The sequence below is a fragment of the Brevundimonas sp. Leaf280 genome (assembly GCF_001422455.1).
Classification (GTDB): domain Bacteria; phylum Pseudomonadota; class Alphaproteobacteria; order Caulobacterales; family Caulobacteraceae; genus Brevundimonas.
On record NZ_LMNC01000003.1, the window covers coordinates 169,389 to 188,567 of the forward strand.

The following is a 19,179-nucleotide window of genomic DNA, read 5'->3' on the forward strand; positions in this document are numbered from 1 at the left end:
GGTAAGCTCTAGGGAGAGGGAACGATGAAACAGATCAAGACGACCGCCGTGATCGCGGTTCTGGCGTGCGCGGGCTTGACGGCCTGCGCCTCGGTGGAGGTCGGCGGCGCGCCGATGGCCCTGTCGCCCGCCATGGCCGAGCATGCGCGGATCGGCAGCGTCACAACCACGACCGGCTGGCTGGACGCCGAGGAAGACTTCGCCGACACCTTCAACGACGAGGTGCTGAACGAAATGGGGCTGTGCGCCGGCGGCCGGCATCGGCTGAACCTGAGCATCCACGTCGAGGCGCTGAGCCGGGCGCCGCGCCTGGCCATTCTGGCCGGCGATCGCGCCGAACACCGGATGCGGGCGACGGCGGAACTGCGCGATCCGGCGCAGGGCGGTCAGGTGGTCGGGCGTTATCCGCTGGTCGTGACGGTGGATGCGGGAGCCGGGGTGCTGGACGCCCTGATGGACCGGCAGGCGGTCACGTCCCACGCCTTCGCCCAGGCCCTGTGCGACGCCGCCTTCGTCGCGCCGACCCGTGTGGCCGAGGCCGGCGCGCCGGGCTGAGGCCGAGGACGGGGCGAAGGGGCGGGCGGCTTGGGCCGGCGCTTTTGAATGTCACGGGCGCGGGCTATCAAGACGGCGAACAGGAAACCGTCCCATGCATCTCGCCCGTTTCGCCCGTATCCGCCTGGCCCATCTTCCGACGCCGCTGGAACCGCTGCCCCGGTTGTCGGAGGAGTTGGGTCTGGATCTGTGGATCAAGCGCGACGACTGCACCGGCCTGGCGGGCGGCGGCAACAAGACGAGGAAGCTGGAGTTCCTGCTGGGCGCGGCGTTCGAAGAGGACGCCGACACGCTGGTGACGCAAGGGGCGGTGCAATCGAACCATGTGCGCCAGACGGCGGCGGCGGCGGCGGCGCACGGCCTGGCCTGCGAGATCATTCTGGAAGAGCGGACGGGGTCCAAGGCGACGGACTATGTCGGCAACGGCAATGTGCTGCTGGACCGGCTGTTCGGCGCGACCCTGCGCACCGTGCCGGGTGGGACGGACATGGTCGCCGAGCTGGAGAAGACGGCGGCCGAGGTGCGGACGCGGGGCGGCAAGCCCTATGTCATTCCCGGCGGCGGATCGAACCCGGTCGGAGCGCTGGGCTATGTCGATTGCGCGCGCGAGATCGTGGTCCAGGCCGATGAGATGGATCTGGAGGTCCACCGCATCGTGACGGCGACAGGCAGCGCGGGCACTCACGCGGGCCTGGTCGCCGGGCTGGCGGTCATGGGGGCGGACATTCCCGTGTTGGGAATCGGGGTGCGGGCGCCCAAGGACAAGCAGGAGGCGAACGTCTTCAAACTGGCCGAGGAGACGGCCGCCCTGCTGGGGCAGACGGGACGGGTAAAGCGCGAGCAGGTGGTCGCCGACTGCGACTATGTCGGCGAGGGCTATGGCCTGATCGACCAAGGGGTGATCGACGCCCTGACCCTGGCGGCGCGTCTGGACGGGATCGTGCTGGACCCGGTCTATTCCGGCAAGGCGATGAAGGGGCTGATCGCCCTGGCGCGCGCCGGCCGGTTCAAGGGTGAGACGGTGGTGTTCCTGCACACCGGCGGGGCGCAGGGGCTGTTCGGCTATCAGACCGAGATCGAAGGCGCGCTGTAGGCGCGCCGTCCGCCATGGACTCGCGCGAGGCGACGCTGGCCCTGCTGGCCGCCCGGGCCGAGGACGCCACCGTCTGCCCCAGCGAGGTCGCGCGGGTGGTCGCGGGCGAGGGCGGCGCGTGGCGCGAGGCGATGCCTGACGTTCATGCCGCGGTGGACGCCCTTGTGAACGAGGGCGCGGTGCGACTGAGCTGGAAGGGGCGGCCGCTGGCGATGCGTGCGGGGCCCTATCGGATCGCGCAGGCTCGAGGCGGTGAAGACGGGGGCGGCGACTTTGGATGATCGCGTCTATGCCGCGCTGCTTGTGCTGGTTTAGGCTGACGCCAGTTTCATAGCCGGGCTGCGGATCGGAAGGCGACATTGACGAAGGTGAGCATCTTGAAAGTTCTTGTCCCCCTGCTTGTCGCCGCGGGCCTTTTGGGTTGCGGGTCAGAATCCGCCACTTCCGCCGAAAATAAGCGTGAAGACAGCGCTGGCCAGGGTATCCAGCCGGTTGCCTCGAACACCCTGGGCCAATGCTCGACATTTATTGGCGCCTCTCTATCCGACGCCGATCGTGCGGCGCTTTGGAACGGTCGTGGCGACGCTCAGCCTCTCTGTCTGTTCGTGGCTTCGGTGGCTTGGGCGGATCATGATCGACAGAAGGCGTCTGACCTCTACGCACTGGCGATGGTCCGTTATCGATACGACGCCGTGAGATGCGCGGCGCCTGTCCCAGACGCGCTCGTGTCATCGATGGTCGCCGCCCGCATGGCCACCGAAAGTCGGCTTGCCGACCTTGGCATTTTTGTCGGGCCTCAAGAGATCGGCGCCGCAGCGCAGCGATCGGAAAGCTACGTCTATCCCGTGGGCCACCTTCAACAGCAATGTGAGGGCAAGCTGAGGCCCGAAAGCGAGTGGGCCGGCTTGAGGGTGGAGATGCAGGACGCGGTCGCAAGAGCCATGGCGAGCCCTCAGTAAGGGCTGGCCTGACTTGCAAATCCTTTTCGCGAGATCAGGACTGATCGGATGATTGCGCCGCAGTCCGAACCTGTCCCGCCGGCGCTGTCTTTGGCGGCGGTGTTTCTGCGGTTCTTGCGGTTCGGGCTGCTGGCGTTTGGCGGGCCGGTGGCGCAGATCGCGATGATCCGGCGCGAGCTGGTCGATCAGGACGGGTGGATGTCCAGCGCGCGGTTCAACCGGCTGCTGGCGGTGTTGCAGGTCCTGCCGGGGCCGGAGGCGCACGAGCTGTGCGTGCATATGGGCATGCGGGCGCGGGGGCGGATCGGCGGTCTGCTGGCGGGCCTGGGGTTCATGCTGCCGGGGCTGATCCTGATGCTGGGGATCGGCTGGGCCTATGTGGCGCTGTCGCCGGTCGTGGGCCTGCTGGCCGGGGCGTTCCTGGGGGTTCAGGCGGCGGTGGTCGCCGTGATCGTGCGCGCCGTCTGTAAGATCGGATCGCATATCCTGGAGGATCGCTGGCTGTGGGCCGTCGCCATCGTCGGCTTTGCGGCGAGCCTGGCCGGGGCGGCGTTCTGGATCGTGCTGGCGGCGGGCGGGGCGGCCTATGTGCTGGTCCGGGCCGGGCGGGTGGGCCTGGCGGGCGGGGGCATGGCGCTGGCGGTTCTCGCAGCCTTGGCGATGCACGGGCTGGGGGACGGCGGGCCGACGTTTGGACAGACGGCGGGGCCGGCGGGCGACGTGGGCGCAGCCGCGATGTTCTGGACGGGGCTGAAGGCGGGGCTGCTGACGTTCGGCGGCGCCTATACCGCCATTCCCTATGTGCGCGCCGATACGGTGGGGCGCGGGCTGATCGACGATGGGGCGTTTCTGGACGGGATCGCCTTTGCGGGGGTGATCCCGGCGCCGCTGGTGATCTTTTGCACCTTCGTCGGCTTCGTGGTCGCGGGCTGGGGCGGGGCGCTGGCGATGACGGCCGGCGTGTTCGCGCCGGCCTTCGCCTTTTCGATGATCTTTTATGAGCGGCTGGAGGCGGTGGTCGAGGACCGGCGGCTGCACGATGTTCTGGCCGGGGTGGCCGCCGCCGTCGTGGGGATCATCGCCGCGACCAGCGTGGAGCTGGGCTGGGCGACCTTGCAGCGGGCGCCGTCGATGGCGGCGGCCGTGGTGATCTTTGCGGTCGCCCTGGCGGTGGCGTGGGCCTGGAAGAGCCGCTACGCCGTGCCGGCAGTTCTGACCGCCGCCGCGGTCGTGGGATGGGGCGTGATGCGATGAGCAAGATCCTGGGCGTGATCGGCGGCATGGGACCGGCCGCGACGGTGGCGTTTCTGGCGCGGGTGCAGGCGCTGACGCCGGCGGACGGGGACGCCGATCACATCCGGTTGGTGATGGACCTGAACCCCCAGGTTCCCGATCGCAACACGCGGCCGGGCGAGGCCGAGGTGGTGCTGGGACAGATGGCCGAGGGGCTGGCGGCGGCGGGAGCCGAGGTGATCGCCATGCCCTGCAACACCGCCCACGCCCAGGCGGGCGGGATCCGTGCGGCGTGCGAGGCGAAGGGCCTGCGCTTCATCGACATGATCGCGGCGACGGCGGATGCGGCGGCTGCCTCTGGAGTTAAGCGGATCGGGGTGCTGGCGACGCCGGGGGGCGAGCGGCTTTACCTGGAGGCGCTGGCGGCGCGCGGGGTCGAGACGATGCTGCTGGAGGGCGCGGACCGCGAGGCCTTCATGGCGCTGGTCTATGGGGTCAAGCGCGGCGATGTCGGCGAGGCGGCGCGGGCAGGGATGTCGCGGCTGGCTCAAGCCCTCGCGGATGCGGGCGCGCACGGGCTGATCGCCGGGTGTACGGAGGTTCCGCTGTTGCTGCGCGCCGCAGACGCAGCCGCGCCCTTGACGGATTCCGCCGAGGTGCTGGCGCAGGTGTGCGTGCAGGCGTGTCGCTGAACGCATGAAAAAAGGGGCTGGCGGATCCAGCCCCTTTTCCATCGGTGATCGGCGCGACCGTCAGTCCTGATAGACGTCGCCGGAGCCGGAGACGGTGCTGTTCAGGTTGGCGGGGCGGGTGGCCAGGGCCACGTCGCCGGAGCCGGCGATGGCGACCTTGACGTCGCCGGTGGGGGCGATGCGGGCGTCGCCGGAGCCGGCGATGTCCACCCAGGCGTCGCGAGTCGCTAGGTCGCCCAGGGACGCATCGCCCGAGCCGGCGATGTCCAGCTTCAGCTCGTCGGTGCGGCCCGAGGCGGTGACCTCGGCCGAGCCGGCGATGTCGAGCGTCAGCGAAGGCTGGTCATAGCCGGTGATCTGCAGGTCGCCCGAGCCCTTGGCGTTGAAGCGGTTCACCTTGGGCGCGGTGATGACGACCTTCAGTTCGTCGCGCTCGGAGCGGGCGGAGAAGTTACCGTTGCTCCAGCCGAACACGACCCGCTCGTCGCCGTCGCCCAGATCGAGGCGGCCGTCGACCAGACGGACACGGTCGGTCAGACCCTTGGGCCCGGTGATGACGACGGTGTTGGCGTCACCCTGCACATAGTCGACGTCGATGCTGGAATCGACGGTCAGGGTCCCGCCGCCGGTCCAAGGCAGGGTGCGGGTGGTGAGCGGGCCGAGGTCGTCGGTCCCGCCGCCCTTGACCCGCTCGAAGCGGATGGTCTCGCCGTCCTGGTCCTTGATGGTCCAGGCCCAGCCGTGGCGCTGGAGGTCGTGGCCGCCGATCGCCAGCGCGCCGCCGACGGTGACCAGGCACAGCACCAGGGCGGCGCCGGCGATGATGAACAGGGTGCGGATCATGCCGAGACTCCCGAGGTCGAGGTGGATTGAACGCTGGTCGGCTCAAGCGCCGGCTTCAGCAGGCGGTAGTGCAGGCGGGCGAACCAGACGACGCCGTTGACCAGCCAGATGGTGAAGATGGTCAGCAGGGCGCCGATGAAGACGGCGCCGGCCATCAGGCCCAGCCCCATCAGGATCGCCGCGAACGGCCCGCCGGGGAAGCCGGCGAAGGGACCGGCGACCATGATCACGCCGCCTGCGATGAACAGGCCGATGGCGGCGATGAAGAAGCCGAACACGGTCCCGATCACGCCCATCAGCAGGGGCAGGAGGATCAGGATGTCCAGCGCCCCCAGGCCCAGCACCGCGAAGACGGCGCCGGCGGCGGCGGAGGGGTTCTTCTCCTGATGCCAGCGCTGGATGCCGGCCTCGGCCTTGAGCTCGCGAGCCAGGCGGACCGGATCGCCGAGCGCGGAGGCGACCTCGGCCTCGGTGCGGCCGGCGGCGATGCCGTCGTCGAAGTGGGTCTGATAGTCGGCGATGATGTCGTTGGCGGTCGTGGTCGGCAGGCCGACGAGACCTTCCTTCAGACGATCGATGAATTCGGCGCGCGTCATTGAGCGGCTCCCTGATCGGCGTCGTTCGCCACGATGGCGTCGACGGCCTTGGTGAAGGCGGACCATTCGGCAGTCTGGGCGGCGAGGGCCCCCCGGCCCGCTTCGGTCAGGCGGTAGTATTTGCGTGACGGCCCGGCGGAGGATTCGACCAGATAGGTTTCGACCTGTCCTTCGGACTGCATGCGGCGCATCAGGGGATAGATCGTGCCTTCCCCCATATCGATCGCGTCCGACAGGCGGCTGGCGATCTCGTAGGCGTAGCTGTCCGCCCGGTTCAGAAGGGCCAGGACGCAAAGCCCCAGCACGCCCTTCTTCAGCTGTATCTCGATGGTTTCTGGCACCTCGGCTCTCCCGTTGATGACCACTGACTACGACAAGGTATCTTGTGACGCAAGGTAGCTATCGAAACATGACAGCGATTTAATCGAGGCCGGCTGAAGGCGGCTTTGCGGCCTGAGCGCCGTTGATCGCTTGGCAAGCCGAAAGCGATCCGATAGGTGACCGAGAACGCCGGGCGTGGGAATCGCGCCAGCGTGATCTCTTGCGAGCCATTCGCAAGTATCTGCTGCATAACGGTTTTATGGGGAAGTCTCATATGGGGATGGGCAAGCGAGCCCAAGGGACGTTGAAGAAGGCCGCGACTTACGCGTCCTCCATCGTTCTGGGCGCCGGACTGGCGATGTTCGCTGCGGCGCCGACGTGGGCGCAGGACCTGATGGGTCAGCCGACCCCGGGCGGCATCACGCTGCAACCGGCGGCGTCGCCGCTGAAGCATGATGCGCACTTCTTCCACGACGTGATCCTGATGCCGATCATCACGGCCATCACTCTGCTGGTGCTGGGCCTGCTGGCCTGGATCGTGTTCCGCTACAACAAGAAGGCCAATCCGACGCCCGCGCGTTGGAGCCACAACACCACGATCGAGATCATCTGGACCGTGCTGCCGGTGCTGATCCTGGTGTTCATCTCCCTGTTCTCGTTCCGCCTGCTGTTCGCCTATCACGACATGCCGTCGCCGGACCTGACGGTGAAGGTGACCGGCAACCAGTGGAACTGGGCCTATGAGTATCCGGACCAGGGCGTCGCGGAATACATCTCCAACATGCTCCCGGAAGAGGAAGCCAAGGCCAAGGGCGTGCCCTATCGTTTGGCCGCGACCGAGCCGATGGTCGTGCCGGTCGGCAAAACGGTGCAGCTGGTCATCACCGCCTCGGACGTCATCCACGCCGTCGCCCTGCCGGCGTTCGGTCTGAAGACCGACGCCGTTCCCGGCCGCATCAACACCACCTGGTTCAAGGCCGAGCGCACCGGCGTCTTCTATGGCCAGTGCTCGGAACTGTGCGGCGTCGACCACGCCTTCATGCCGCTGGAGATCCGGGTCGTGACCCAGGCCCAGTTCGAACAGTGGATCGCCTCCAAGGGCGGTTCGATGACGCCCAAGGTCGCCGCGCCCGCCGCGGCTCCGGCTGCTGCCGCGCCTGCGCCCGCCGCCGACGCCGCGACCCCGGTCGCCGCCCCCGTCGGCGCCACCGCCGACCAACCCGTTCCCGCCGCGGCGTCCGCCGCGCCGGCCGCCCAGTAAGAGGCGAACAGAGACACATGGCTGACGCTACCGTAACCCGCGACGCGACCCACATCGGTCACGCTCACGACGACCACCATCACGACCACAAGCTGGGCTTCTTCACCCGCTGGTTCCTGTCGACCAACCACAAGGACATCGGCACCCTGTATCTGATGTTCGCCATCATGGCGGGCATCGTGGGCGGCGCCCTGTCGGGCCTGATCCGCTGGGAACTGGCCGAGCCGGGCATCCAGATCTTCAAGGAAGGCTCGTCGATCCAGCTGCTGGGTCTCGTGGAGCAATCCAAGCACGGCTATAACGCCGTCGTCACGGCCCACGCCCTGATCATGATCTTCTTCATGGTCATGCCCGCCATGATCGGCGGCTTCGGCAACTGGTTCGTGCCGATCATGATCGGCGCGCCGGACATGGCCTTCCCGCGCATGAACAACATCTCGTTCTGGCTGCTGGTCGCCGCCTGGTGCCTGCTGATCCTGTCGATGTTCACCGACGGCGGACCGGGCAAGGGCTTCGGCGGGGGCTGGACGGCCTATCCGCCGCTGTCGACCACGGGCCACGTCGGCCCCGCTTTCGACCTGGCCATTTTCGCCCTGCACGTCGCGGGCGCCAGCTCGATCCTGGGCGCGATCAACTTCATCACCACCATCCTGAACATGCGCGCGCCCGGCATGACCATCCACCGGATGCCGCTGTTCGCCTGGTCGGTGCTGATCACCGCCTTCCTGCTGCTGCTGTCGCTGCCCGTGCTGGCCGGCGCCATCACCATGCTGCTGACGGACCGCAACTTCCACACCCACTTCTTCGATCCCGCCGGCGGCGGCGACCCGATCATGTACCAGCACCTGTTCTGGTTCTTCGGTCACCCGGAAGTGTACATCCTGATCCTGCCAGGCTTCGGCATCATCAGCCACATCGTCTCGACCTTCAGCCGCAAGCCGGTGTTCGGATATCTGGCCATGGCCTACGCCATGGTGGCCATCGGCTTCGTCGGCTTCATCGTGTGGGCGCACCACATGTACACGGTCGGCATGAGCATCAATCTGCGCGCCTATTTCATCGCCGCCACCATGATCATCGCGGTGCCGACGGGCGTGAAGATCTTCAGCTGGATCGCCACCATGTGGGGCGGCTCCATCAGCTTCAAGACGCCCATGCTGTGGGCGATCGGCTTCATCTTCCTGTTCACCGTCGGCGGCGTGACCGGCGTGGTCCTGTCGAACGCCGGCATCGATTACAGCCTGCACGACACGTACTACGTCGTGGCGCACTTCCACTATGTGCTGTCGCTGGGCGCCGTCTTCGCGATCTTCGCGGGCTTCTACTACTGGTTCGAGAAGATGTTCGGGGTGAAGTACAACGAGTTCCTGGGCGCGACCCACTTCTGGATCATGTTCGTGGGCGTGAACCTAGTGTTCTTCCCGCAGCACTTCCTGGGTCTGCAGGGCATGCCGCGTCGCTACATCGACTATCCGGAAGCCTTCACCCTGTGGAACCACGTCTCGTCGATCGGCTATGCGATCACGGCGGTCGGCGTGCTGGTCTTCCTGATCATGCTGGCCGAGGCGGCGATCCGTCGTCGTCCGGGTGTCGACAATCCGTGGGGCGAAGGCGCCACGACCCTGGAGTGGACCCTGTCCTCGCCGCCCCCGGCCCACCAGTTCAACGAACTGCCGGTCATCAAGGCGGAAGAGCACTAAGCCTTTCCAGCGATATGAAATCGAAGGCCGCTCTTTCCGTCGGAAGGGGCGGCCTTCTTCATTTGGGTATGCTATGCGGCCCTCACCGATGACCGAAGTTCAGACCCGCCCCGCCATCTCGACCGCCCAGCCGGAGGATTTCTTCCAGCTGCTGAAGCCGCGCGTGATGTCGCTGGTGGTGTTCACCGCTGCGACCGGGCTGATCGTCGCGCCCGGATCGGTCAATCCGCTGGTCGCGGCCATCGCCATCCTGTGCATCGCCGTGGGGGCGGGGGCGGCCGGCGCCCTGAACATGGCGCTGGAAGGCGAGACCGACGCCCTGATGCGGCGCACGCGCGGCCGGCCGGTGGCGGCGGGGCGTGTGCGCAAGAACGACGCCATGGCGTTCGGCGTCATCCTGAGCCTGTTCTCGGTCATGCTGTTGGGTATGAACACCAACTGGCTGGCGGCCGGTCTGCTGGCCATGACCATCGTCTATTATGCCGGCTTCTACACCCTGCTGCTGAAGCGGCGGACGCCCCAGAACATCGTCATCGGCGGGGCGGCGGGCGCCTTTCCGCCCGTGATCGGCTGGGCGGCGGCGACGGGCCATGCGCCGTGGCAGGCGTGGCTGCTGTTTCTCATCATCTTCCTGTGGACCCCGCCGCACAGCTGGGCGCTGGCGCTGTATTCGGCCGGCGACTACGCCAAGGCGGGCATTCCGATGATGCCGGTTGCCAAGGGCGCCAAGTCCACGCGGTTGCAGATCCTGCTCTACACCCTGGTCTTCGTGCCGGTCGCGATCGCCCCGGCCTTCGCGGGCCTGGGCGGGATCATCTATCTGGTCGTGTCGGTCGCGGGCGGCCTAGGCTTCCTCGGCTTGGCGGTGCGCCTTTATCGCTCGCGCGCGGGCGACGAGCCGGACAAGGCGGAGGCCGTGGGACGCGAAGCCGCATTGTATGACGTCAAGGTCCAGGCCAAACCGGCGCGGGACCTGTTCGCCTTTTCCATCCTCTATCTGATGGCGCTGTTCTCAGCGCTGCTGGTCGAGGCCCTGTCCGGTCTGGGAGCGTAAAACCATGCGTCTGACGCCTGAGGAACTTCGCGCGCGCAAGCGTCGCAACGTCTGGATCGCCTCGGCGCTGGTGGCCTTCATCGTGCTGGTGTTCGCCACCACGGTGCTGCGCCTGCAACAGAATCAGGCGGCCGAGCGCGCGCTGGCGACGGCGGTGGAGACGTCCCAACCATGAAGGCGGGCCGCAAGAATCTGATCGCCATCATCTGCGTCTTCGGCGTGATGGGCATGACCGGGGCGGCGTTCGCGGCGGTGCCGCTCTATCGGATGTTCTGTCAGGTCACGGGCTTCGGCGGCACGACGATGAAGGCGGATAAGGCCTCCGACACCGTGCTGGACGAGACGGTGATGGTGCGGTTCGACACCAATGTGCGCGGCGTGCCGATGACCTTCCGCGCCGAACAGTCGACCCAGCGGGTGCGGATCGGCGAGACGGGCCTGGCCTATTTCGACGTGACCAACACCTCGGACAAGCCGATCCAGGTGCGCGCCAGCTACAATGTCTCGCCCGAGCAGACGGGGCCGTATTTCCAGAAGCTGCAATGCTTCTGCTTCACCGACCAGACGCTGGCGGCGGGCGAGACGCGCCAGTTTCCGGTCCAGTATTTCATCGCCCCGGAACTGGCCACGGACCGTGAGGCCAAGGGCGCGCGCGACATCACCCTGAGCTACACCTTCTACCCCTCCGTGGACGCGCCCAAGGCGTGACTTCGAAGCCGGGCGTGGACTTTCCCGGCGTCGGCTGCGGCCTGGTGATCCAGCGCGCCGACGGGCGGGTGCTGCTGTGCAAACGGCTGAAGGCGCCCGAGGCCGGGTTCTGGAACATCGTCGGCGGCAAGGTCGACCTGATGGAGCGCTCCATCGACGCCGCGCGGCGCGAGGCCGAGGAGGAGAGCGGGCTGACGATCGGCGACGTCGACTTCCTGTGCCTGGCTGAAGAGATCATTCCGGCCGACGGCCAGCATTGGGTGTCGCTGATCTATGTCACCCGGGACTTCACCGGCGAGCCGACGCTGACCGAGCCGGACAAGCTGTCGGAGATCGGCTGGTTCGCGCTGGACGACCTTCCCCAGCCGCTGTCGGCCTTTTCGGCGAAGGCGTTCACGGCGATGAACGGCTGATCACACGGCGCCGTTCGCGTCGGCGCGCGTTTCATCTCCAGGTGCACGCTGCACGCCGAGACGGAGACGGGATTTGCGCGGTCTGGATTTCACCAACTGGCACAGTCTGCTGCTGACCCTGGTCGGACTGGCGCTCGTGACGCTGATCGGCATGGGCATCCGGCTGGTGATGATGTTCACCATCCAGCAGCGGCGCGAGCGGATGAACCGCCAGATCAACGAACGACTGAAGACCCTGATCGCCGCCTACAAGGTACTGGGCGGGTCGTTCACCGGCGACCTGACCGTCGATCCGACGCACAAGCGCGACCTGAGCCGCCGCAACGCCTCGCAAGGCGAGACGGGACTGGATCTCAGCGCCGAGGCGACTGCGGGGTCGGATCGGACCCGGCGTATCCGCGACGCGGTCGAGGCCAGTCTGGCGGACATCATCCTGCTGGGCACCGAGGACCAGGTGCGGCTGGCGCAGCAGGCGGCGCGTGAACTGGTCGCCGGGCGGCCGGTGCGGACGCATGATCTGGTCGTTTCGCTGCGCGACTTCATCCGCCAGGCGCTGGACCTGGCGCCCGTGCCGACCGGACCGGACGTTCCCTTGCAAGGCCCGACGCGCCCGTCCTCGACCGGAGGCCGCGGCGCCGGGGCCGGCGCAACGGGCGGCCGTGGCGGGGGCGGGGGCGGGGGCGGCATGGGCGCAGGGATGGGCGGCGGTGGAATGGCCATGGGCGGCGCATTGGCCGACAGCCCGGACGATCCCGCCGATCCAATGGCCCGCAAGAGCTGAGCCCCGTCCGCATGCCCGAACAAGGCGGAAAGACGGCGTGGCTCTGGCGTCGGGGAAAATCGAACGCTATAGCCGCTATAACAACCGACTCTGGCCGACGAAGAGACGCGATTCATGGCTGACGCCCACGCCACTCCGCAGCACGACTACCACCTGGTGGCGCCCAGCCCCTGGCCGCTGGTGTCCTCGGTCGCTGCGACCATCATGTTCATCGGCGCGGTGATCTGGATGAAGGGCCTGGCGCCGGCGGACGGCGGCCCGATCGCCGCCAACTTCCTGGCCGAGGGCAAGCCGGGCGTCTTCTTCGCCGGTCTGGCCGGCGTGCTGATCTCGGCCTTCTGCTGGTGGGCGGACGTCATCAAGGAATCCAAGGCGGGCGACCATACGCCGGTCGTGTCGCTGGGCCTGCGCTACGGCATGATCCTGTTCATCGCGTCGGAGGTGATGTTCTTCGTCGCTTTCTTCTGGATGTTCTTCGACATGGCCCTGTTCCATGAATCCCGCGCCCTGACGCCGGAAGTCGGCGCCTGGGCCGACACCGCCAAGGCCTGGTCGACCTGGCCGCCGAAGGGCGTCGAGGTTCTGTCGCCGTGGCAACTGCCGCTGCTGAACACCGTGACCCTGCTGCTCTCGGGCTGCACCGTCACCTGGGCCCACCACGCGATCCAGGTCGGCGACCGCAAGGGCGCCAAGATCGCCCTGATCATCACCGTGGCGCTGGGCGTGCTGTTCACCTGCGTCCAGGCCTATGAGTACAACCACATCCTGCACGAGAAGCTGTTCTTCAACGAAGAGGCCGTGAACTCGGGCCTGTACGGCTCGATCTTCTTCATGGCGACGGGCTTCCACGGCTTCCACGTCCTGATCGGCACCATCTTCCTGGCGGTCTGCCTGATCCGCCTGCTGAAGGGCGACTTCACCCCGCAGAAGCATTTCGGGTTCGAGGCGGCGGCCTGGTACTGGCACTTCGTGGACGTGGTCTGGCTGTTCCTGTTCGCCTTCGTCTATGTCGTCTTCGGTTGATCCAAGACGGTCCTGAAGACATCGCAGCGGCGCGGGACGAGCAATCGTCCCGCGCCGTCGTCGTTTCCGATACGCCGGTTCGCTGGGCGCTTCGGGGGCGTTGTCCCCGGTGTGGCCAGGGCGCGTTGTTCGCGGGCTTTCTGAAAGTGGCGCCCGGCTGCACGGCCTGCGGTCTGGACTATTCCACCATCCAGACGGGCGACGGCCCCGCCAGCTTCATCATGCAGTTCGCCGGCTTTATCGTCGGCTTCTCGGCCCTGTTCGTGGAAATCAAATACCATCCGCCCATGTGGGTGCATCTGATCGTCTGGCTGCCGCTGGTGGTCGCCCTGTCGCTGGCCCTGATGCGGCCGGGCCGGGGGCTGATGATCGGCCTGCAATATCGGAACCAGCGATGAAGCGTTTCCCCTGGATCCTGACCGTGCTGACGGTGCTGGGCCTGATCCTGCTGATCGGCCTGGGCGTGTGGCAGGTCGAGCGGCTGAAGTGGAAGGAAGGGCTGATCGCGGCGGCTGATGCGGCGGCGGCGAAACCGCCCGTGCCGCTGGAGCAGGTGCTGGCCGAGACAAGGAATGGGGGCGATCTGGAGTTCCGCAAGGCGCTTATCGTCTGTCCGGGCCTGGCCAGCGCGCCCTTCGTCGAGCTTCAGAGCATTCATGACGGCGAGGCCGGGGTGCGGCTGATCTCGGCGTGCAAGCCGGCGGGGGCGGATTTCACCCTGCTGGTCGATCGTGGCTTTGTCGGCGACGGCGTGACGGCGCGTCCGCGCGTGCTCGAAACCACCATGCCGCTGGTGATGGTCGGAGAGTTCCGCACCTTCGACAAGCCCGGCGCCATGAGCCCGGCGCCCCGCGACGGCCGCTTCTACGCCCGTGACACTGCGGCGATGGCCAAGGCGTTGAACATCACCGGTCCGGTCCGGCCCGAGGCCGTGTTCGCCATCACCGCCGTCAATCCCGAATTCCCGGCGCTAAGGCCGTCCGCGCCGCCTGCGGCCTTTTCCAACAACCATTTCGGATACGCCCTGACGTGGTTCGGACTGGCGATCGCGCTTGCGGGTTTCTATGTGGCCCTGCTTCGCCGTCGCACCAAGAAAGACATCCCCTGACCGCTACGCTTCACACCCTGTCCAACGGCGTTCGCGTCATCTGCGATCCGATGCCGGGGCTGAAGACCCTGGCCGTCGTCGTCACCGTCAAGGGCGGGGCGCGGTGGGAGGCGCTGGATCGATCCGGCTGGTCGCACCTGTTGGAGCATCTGGTATTCAAGGGCGCCGGCGACATGGCCGCGCGCGAGATCGTCGAGCGGATCGAGGCCGAGGGCGGCACCATCAACGCCTCCACGGGTTATGAGCGGACCAGTTTCGAGGTGCGGGGGCTGGACGGCTCGCTGCCGCTGGCGATGCAGGTGCTGTCGGACCTGGTGTTCCGCCCGACCCTCGATCCTGCCGAGATTGAGCGCGAGAAGGACGTGGTGGCCCAGGAGATCGCCGAGGCCTTCGACACGCCCGACGACCATGTGTTCGAGATGGTGCAGACGCGCGCCTTCGCCAAACAGCCGCTGGGTCGGCCGATCCTGGGCTCGGTCGCCAGTCTGAAACCGGCGGACAAGGCGAGCGTCGAGGCGTGGCGCGCGCGGCTGTATTCGCCCGACCGGATGGTGGTGTCGGTTTCAGGCGCGGTGGACGAGATCGAACTGCTGGCCCTGGCCGAGCGCTGGTTCGGCGATGCGGTCGCGACGCCGGCTGACGCGCCCGCGCCGGCCGCCTTCGTCGGCGGCCATGCCAAACTGACGCGCAAGATCGAACAGGCCAATCTGGTGTTCCAGCTGCCGGCCCTGTCCGCGACCGATCCGGCGCTTTCGGCCATGAGGCTGTTCGGCGAGATCTTGGGCGGGGGCATGGCCTCGCGCCTGTTCCAGAGCGCGCGCGAGGAGCGGGGCCTGGCCTACGCCATCGACGCCTATCAGGAGCCGTACGAAGATGCGGGCGTGCTGGGCATCTACGCCGGGGCGGCGGCGGATCGGGCGAAAGAACTGGCCGAGGTCTCGGCGGCCGAGGTGCGGGCCCTGGCCGAGGTCGGGCCGACCGAAAAGGAGCTGTCGCGGGCCAAGGCGGTGATGAAGGCCGGCCTGTGGATGTCGGACGAAAACCCGATGAGCCGGGCGGGACGCAACGCCGCCCAGACCCTGATCTTCGGCGCCCCACGCTCCAGCCTGTCGATGACCGAACAGCTGGAAGCCCAGACGATTGAGAACGTGCGCGCGGTCGGCGGCCGGGTGCTGGCCTCAGGCCAGGCGGCCAGCGCCGTCCTGGGCCCGAAGTCGGCCGCACCGGCGGGCGAAGCGTTCGCGACAGCCCTGTTCGGGGGTTAGGCTTTCGGCTGGTCTTTGCTGACTTCAGTCGCTCTCGCGCGGAGGTTCAGCGGCAGATTATCCCAGCGGCGGCCGTCTGAATGTCCGGACCAGGGCACGAGGCAAACTTCTCTTCACGACCCACAGCGGACATTAGGATTGGAAGCTGGAAAGGGAGGCCCTATTCGTTGTGTCTGTTTGCCAGGTCTGAACGCGTAAACAACCGGGGGACAAGACCAGCACATGATCGTCATCGCAGTCTCGACCATGGCAATCATTTGGGGCTCTAGCTGCGGATCAGTTGTCCCGGCCACTGAACCGTTGGCTGCTCCTCACAATGAGAGCGTCCAAGAGATGATGACGCGTGTCTCTTCCATGCCCTGCGTCATCCGTGAGGACGAAGTCGATTGGACCCTTTTCAAGGACGACTCCACGTTGAGCTACTGGGCGTTCGTTCGAAATGAACATCCCGCCTATCCCTCAGCAGTCGTGACTCCGTTCGTTCGCGGGCGCGGAGCCTATTTGGACACGATCGTGCGCGTTCAATGTGAAGCTAAGCGCAGTGTGTGTGATCAGCTCCAGTCTGACGTAGGTGAGATGAGTGCTTCCGTCCTTCATCCGTAACAGGCCAGGGAATGTCACTTTCCCACCCCTAGCTGACGCCGACCCAGCCCGCTTTCCGGCTTGGAGTGCAACGTCCGCTCTCAGCCGTGAAGCCTAGGACTAAATTCGACCCATTGAGGACATTGGGCTACCTGACGAAACTGCTTAGCGGTCCCCGCCAACCGAGTTTGTGGACGGCATCCAATCGACCGTCACATTGAACGCAGTCCTCGCCGTCCCGGCTTCCTGTGGCGATCCAAACTTCTCCTTTCACGGGGAGAGGTGACCAGCGACAGGGTGGTCCTCCATACAGGTCCGGATAAAGCGTCGCGTCGAAACGGACTGAGGTTCGGGTCCCCACCCCTTGACCTTTCAGGGTGGTGAGAGGCGTCAGTTCAAACGTCCCTCTCACGAGTTCCGTCTCATCTGCGGGCAGCGGGTCGGCATCCACGACCACTGCGGTAACGATATAGAGCACAACCCTGTCAGACACTTGCAGCGCTCGGGAAAGGCTCGGCGGCCCAATGTTGCAGAGACCACCATCTCGTGCCGCGTCGGCCCGTCCATTGACGGGCGCGAGGATGACGCCGGCGGAAGCGAGAGCGATGCCCAGTCGGTTGAAAACCATTGCACTGTCCTATTGGGTTTGGTGAGACTGCCCTGCCCAACGTCCGCTTTCCACCCCTAGCTGACGCCGACCCAGCCCGCTTTCCGGCCTAGAGGCCACGTCTGCCTCCGGTGCTGAACCCCAGGACTAAATTCGACCCAATGCGGACGTGTGAGCGGCTATCAAGCCGAAGCATCAGCGTTGCTGATCAAAATGAGCCGGCCTTTTGCTTTCTAGCTTCTTCGCCCGTGAGAAGACTCCCCCATAGAAAAGATACAGGAAACAAGCCGCCAGACCGGGCACCACAAAGATAGCCAAGACTTCGGACACTTCAGAAGGGATGCCGTAAAGCCACAGGCTCACGAGGACGAAGGATCCGTACAACGCCGCGAAGAAAAGTCTGCGATTTTTGGAAAACATAATGATCAAGTCCCTAGCTTCACTTTATCAGAGCAGCGGCGCATCCACGTTGCAATGAATGTCTGCTTTCCACCCGTAACAGCCCTTCGCGATGTCCGCTTTGTGCGCAGGTGAACGGCTGGGCGGGTTAAAACGGAACATCCGACCGCCGGGATCGGTTATGCTGGCGCTTGAACCCGTCCAGCCCGGAGACCCCCATGACCGTCCGCGTCGCCCTGATCGTCGGCAGCCTGCGCAAAGGCTCCTATTCGCGCGCCATCGGCATGGAGTTGAAGGCGCTGGCCGAGCCGGGGCTGGAGATCGAGTTGGTCGAGATCGGCGACCTGCCGCTCTATGACCCCGATCTGGAGACCGAGAACCCGCCGCCCGCCTGGGAGCGGTTCCGCGAGGAGGTGGCGACGACCGAGGCGGTGCTGTTCGTCACGCCCGAATACAATCGCTCCATTCCCGGCGCGCTGAAGAACGCGCTGGACGTCGGCTCGCGCCCCTATGGCCACAGCATCTGGCAGGGCAAGCCCGCCGCCATCGTCAGCGTCTCGCCCGGCGCCGTCGCGGCGTTCGGCGCCAACCACCACCTGCGCCAGCCGCTTGTGTTCCTGAACATGCCGACGATGCAGCAGCCCGAGGCCTATATCGGCAATGTCGCCGACCTGCTGGACGAGAACGGCAAGCTGAAGAAGGACGACACCAAGACCTTCCTGAAAAGCTTCACCGACGCCTTCGCCGCCTGGATCGACAAGACGAAGGCCTAGACCTGCAAAGCTGAGATGAATCTCGCGGGGTCGCTTACCCGAAGATCGACAACGACGCGATTGTCCATGTCGGTCAGACGCAGTCGGACGTTCATACCTGTCCAATCCCTACGCGCCTCGGCTATGACGACGGCGAGAGGTTTGCGGAACTCAAGCCCGAACGTCCCGTAGGGCATAAACAGGGTGATCGGGAAAATAGGCGAAAGCCAAAGCTCTTCGCCATCGATGACCACCATCAGGCAGTTGCTCGCGCCTCCCCACTTCCCCTTTTGTTTGCCAGAGGCGCGGGTGTCAGCGTAACGCGCCGAAGCGGGAGGCTTGGGCATGAGGGGTTCGCCCCGACCTCGTCGGCTATTCACGGCAAACCAGATCAAGGCTGGCCATGTGATAACAACGCCGATTACCCAGACGGTTAGAAAAACGATCTCTGGTTTCATGTGGCTAAGCTAGGGCTGGGTCAGACGAGAGTCATGTGTTCCATTGGACGGTCGAAATTGAAAGCGGCGGCTCCGTGAGGAGCCGCCGTCGCCAGATCAGCTGTGAAGCTGAAATCAGCCGATGGTTTGCAGCTGGCCAGCCGATTCCTTGCCCGAACGCTTGTCGCGTTCCAGCTCGTAGGAAACCTTCTGGTTTTCATCCAGGCCGCGCAGGCCAGCGCCTTCGACGGCCGAGATGTGGACGAAGACGTCCTTGCCGCCGTCGTCGGGTTGGATGAAGCCGTAACCCTTGGTCGGGTTGAACCATTTGACAGTGCCGGTAGCCATTTTGAGACCTCCGTTAGAAATTGACCGAGGGAACGTCCCTGCGGCCTGTCGGGTCTGAATGGGAGCGGCCTTGACTCGTGCGTTCGCAGAGAGAGTGGGCGTTACGCAGAGAGATCGACGAGCTCTATGTGCGCAGATATTCATGACAGATGCAAGCGCGGGCCGGGCGGGCCGAAAATCCAATAATGGGAACGGTTTAGCTTGGCGCACGTTGTTGGAAGGCACGAAAGGCTTCCAACATGAACCGCACCCACGTCGTGGAGCGCGCCTACCAGCTCGCTCGGACCAACGATTGTCTGAACACCGGCGACGTCGTCAAGGCGCTGTCGGGCGAGGGCTATTCGGGCGCCGAAATCTCGCACTTTCAGGGCAGCTCGATCCGGGCCGACCTGAACCGCATCTGCAAGATGCCCAAGCCCGACCTCGAACCGACCTCCAACGCCGCCTGA

Annotated in this window: 25 protein-coding genes; 19 read left to right on the plus strand and 6 right to left on the minus strand. The window is 66.1% G+C overall.

What is annotated here, in order from left to right; genetic code table 11:
- Nucleotides 1–24: 24 nt before the first annotated feature.
- The 6 genes from ASF31_RS06905 to ASF31_RS06930 all read left to right on the plus strand — a co-directional run bounded on the left by ASF31_RS06905 (nt 25) and on the right by ASF31_RS06930 (nt 4,532).
- Nucleotides 25–555, plus strand: coding sequence for a hypothetical protein (locus tag ASF31_RS06905; protein WP_055753972.1), 531 nt, complete (start codon nt 25–27; stop codon nt 553–555).
- 94 nt (nt 556–649) lie between these two features.
- Complete coding sequence (locus tag ASF31_RS06910; protein ID WP_055753973.1) at nt 650–1,648, plus strand: D-cysteine desulfhydrase; 999 nt, start codon at nt 650–652, stop codon at nt 1,646–1,648.
- Nucleotides 1,649–1,662: 14 nt separating this feature from the next.
- Nucleotides 1,663–1,929, plus strand: coding sequence for a DUF3253 domain-containing protein (locus ASF31_RS06915; RefSeq protein WP_055753974.1), 267 nt, complete (start codon nt 1,663–1,665; stop codon nt 1,927–1,929).
- A gap of 96 nt (nt 1,930–2,025) precedes the next feature.
- Nucleotides 2,026–2,607, plus strand: coding sequence for a hypothetical protein (locus ASF31_RS06920; RefSeq protein WP_156355942.1), 582 nt, complete (start codon nt 2,026–2,028; stop codon nt 2,605–2,607).
- Between the two features lie 48 nt (nt 2,608–2,655).
- Nucleotides 2,656–3,861 (plus strand): chromate efflux transporter, encoded by a 1,206-nt coding sequence (chrA, locus tag ASF31_RS06925; protein WP_055753976.1) that lies wholly within the window; start codon nt 2,656–2,658, stop codon nt 3,859–3,861.
- The gene (locus ASF31_RS06930) at nt 3,858–4,532 is read left to right on the plus strand and encodes an aspartate/glutamate racemase family protein (RefSeq protein ID WP_055753977.1); all 675 of its coding nucleotides are present in this window, start codon (nt 3,858–3,860) and stop codon (nt 4,530–4,532) included. The genes chrA and ASF31_RS06930 overlap by 4 nt, the downstream gene beginning before the upstream one ends.
- Before the next feature lie 60 nt (nt 4,533–4,592).
- Here ASF31_RS06930 and ASF31_RS06935 read toward each other — a convergent pair whose 3' ends face one another.
- Genes ASF31_RS06935 through ASF31_RS06945 form a run of 3 tightly spaced genes read right to left on the minus strand, consistent with a single transcriptional unit; the run spans nt 4,593 to nt 6,312 of the window.
- Nucleotides 4,593–5,375 (minus strand): GIN domain-containing protein, encoded by a 783-nt coding sequence (locus tag ASF31_RS06935; RefSeq protein WP_055753978.1) that lies wholly within the window; start codon nt 5,373–5,375, stop codon nt 4,593–4,595.
- Nucleotides 5,372–5,971, minus strand: a complete 600-nt coding sequence (locus ASF31_RS06940; protein ID WP_055753979.1) for a DUF1700 domain-containing protein — start codon at nt 5,969–5,971, stop codon at nt 5,372–5,374. The genes ASF31_RS06935 and ASF31_RS06940 overlap by 4 nt, the downstream gene beginning before the upstream one ends.
- On the minus strand, nt 5,968–6,312 hold the full coding sequence (locus ASF31_RS06945; protein WP_039244893.1) for a PadR family transcriptional regulator: 345 nt from the start codon (nt 6,310–6,312) through the stop codon (nt 5,968–5,970). Before ASF31_RS06945 ends, ASF31_RS06940 begins: the two co-directional genes overlap by 4 nt.
- Nucleotides 6,313–6,551: 239 nt before the next feature.
- Between ASF31_RS06945 and coxB the strand changes: the two genes are divergently transcribed.
- From coxB to ASF31_RS06995, 11 genes are all read left to right on the plus strand, one after another.
- Nucleotides 6,552–7,553 (plus strand): cytochrome c oxidase subunit II, encoded by a 1,002-nt coding sequence (gene coxB / locus ASF31_RS06950; protein ID WP_369814632.1) that lies wholly within the window; start codon nt 6,552–6,554, stop codon nt 7,551–7,553.
- Nucleotides 7,554–7,570: 17 nt separating this feature from the next.
- A complete protein-coding gene (gene ctaD, locus ASF31_RS06955) occupies nt 7,571–9,253 on the plus strand; it encodes a cytochrome c oxidase subunit I (RefSeq protein ID WP_055753981.1) in 1,683 nt (560 codons plus the stop codon).
- Nucleotides 9,254–9,341: 88 nt separating this feature from the next.
- Complete coding sequence (gene cyoE / locus ASF31_RS06960; protein WP_055754184.1) at nt 9,342–10,307, plus strand: heme o synthase; 966 nt, start codon at nt 9,342–9,344, stop codon at nt 10,305–10,307.
- Between the two features lie 4 nt (nt 10,308–10,311).
- A complete protein-coding gene (locus ASF31_RS14630; RefSeq protein ID WP_017505721.1) occupies nt 10,312–10,482 on the plus strand; it encodes a hypothetical protein in 171 nt (56 codons plus the stop codon).
- Nucleotides 10,479–11,015 carry a cytochrome c oxidase assembly protein gene (locus ASF31_RS06965; RefSeq protein WP_017505722.1) on the plus strand — a complete coding sequence of 179 codons (537 nt, stop codon included), beginning with the start codon at nt 10,479–10,481 and terminating at the stop codon, nt 11,013–11,015. The genes ASF31_RS14630 and ASF31_RS06965 overlap by 4 nt, the downstream gene beginning before the upstream one ends.
- Entirely contained in the window at nt 11,012–11,428 is a 417-nt protein-coding gene (locus tag ASF31_RS06970) for an NUDIX domain-containing protein (RefSeq protein WP_055753982.1), read from the plus strand. Before ASF31_RS06965 ends, ASF31_RS06970 begins: the two co-directional genes overlap by 4 nt.
- Before the next feature lie 73 nt (nt 11,429–11,501).
- A complete protein-coding gene (locus ASF31_RS06975; protein WP_055753983.1) occupies nt 11,502–12,209 on the plus strand; it encodes a hypothetical protein in 708 nt (235 codons plus the stop codon).
- A gap of 114 nt (nt 12,210–12,323) precedes the next feature.
- On the plus strand, nt 12,324–13,232 hold the full coding sequence (locus ASF31_RS06980) for a cytochrome c oxidase subunit 3 (RefSeq protein WP_055753984.1): 909 nt from the start codon (nt 12,324–12,326) through the stop codon (nt 13,230–13,232).
- Complete coding sequence (locus ASF31_RS06985) at nt 13,229–13,630, plus strand: DUF983 domain-containing protein (protein ID WP_055753985.1); 402 nt, start codon at nt 13,229–13,231, stop codon at nt 13,628–13,630. Before ASF31_RS06980 ends, ASF31_RS06985 begins: the two co-directional genes overlap by 4 nt.
- On the plus strand, nt 13,627–14,340 hold the full coding sequence (locus tag ASF31_RS06990) for an SURF1 family protein (protein ID WP_055753986.1): 714 nt from the start codon (nt 13,627–13,629) through the stop codon (nt 14,338–14,340). The genes ASF31_RS06985 and ASF31_RS06990 overlap by 4 nt, the downstream gene beginning before the upstream one ends.
- A gap of 50 nt (nt 14,341–14,390) precedes the next feature.
- Complete coding sequence (locus tag ASF31_RS06995) at nt 14,391–15,605, plus strand: pitrilysin family protein (protein WP_156355944.1); 1,215 nt, start codon at nt 14,391–14,393, stop codon at nt 15,603–15,605.
- Nucleotides 15,606–16,989: 1,384 nt separating this feature from the next.
- On the opposite strand, the gene ASF31_RS07005 is transcribed toward ASF31_RS06995, so the two are convergent.
- Complete coding sequence (locus ASF31_RS07005) at nt 16,990–17,214, minus strand: hypothetical protein (RefSeq protein WP_156355946.1); 225 nt, start codon at nt 17,212–17,214, stop codon at nt 16,990–16,992.
- Nucleotides 17,215–17,411: 197 nt separating this feature from the next.
- On the opposite strand from ASF31_RS07005, the gene ASF31_RS07010 reads away from it, so the two are divergent.
- Nucleotides 17,412–17,966, plus strand: a complete 555-nt coding sequence (locus tag ASF31_RS07010) for an NADPH-dependent FMN reductase (RefSeq protein ID WP_055753989.1) — start codon at nt 17,412–17,414, stop codon at nt 17,964–17,966.
- On the opposite strand, the gene ASF31_RS14450 is transcribed toward ASF31_RS07010, so the two are convergent.
- Both ASF31_RS14450 and ASF31_RS07020 read right to left on the minus strand, forming a co-directional pair.
- Entirely contained in the window at nt 17,963–18,403 is a 441-nt protein-coding gene (locus ASF31_RS14450) for a hypothetical protein (protein ID WP_156355948.1), read from the minus strand. The two genes, ASF31_RS07010 and ASF31_RS14450, sit on opposite strands and share 4 nt — an antisense overlap.
- A 114-nt stretch (nt 18,404–18,517) precedes the next feature.
- On the minus strand, nt 18,518–18,730 hold the full coding sequence (locus ASF31_RS07020) for a cold-shock protein (protein ID WP_008260410.1): 213 nt from the start codon (nt 18,728–18,730) through the stop codon (nt 18,518–18,520).
- Between the two features lie 239 nt (nt 18,731–18,969).
- On the opposite strand from ASF31_RS07020, the gene ASF31_RS07025 reads away from it, so the two are divergent.
- Nucleotides 18,970–19,179, plus strand: coding sequence for a hypothetical protein (locus ASF31_RS07025; RefSeq protein ID WP_055753991.1), 210 nt, complete (start codon nt 18,970–18,972; stop codon nt 19,177–19,179).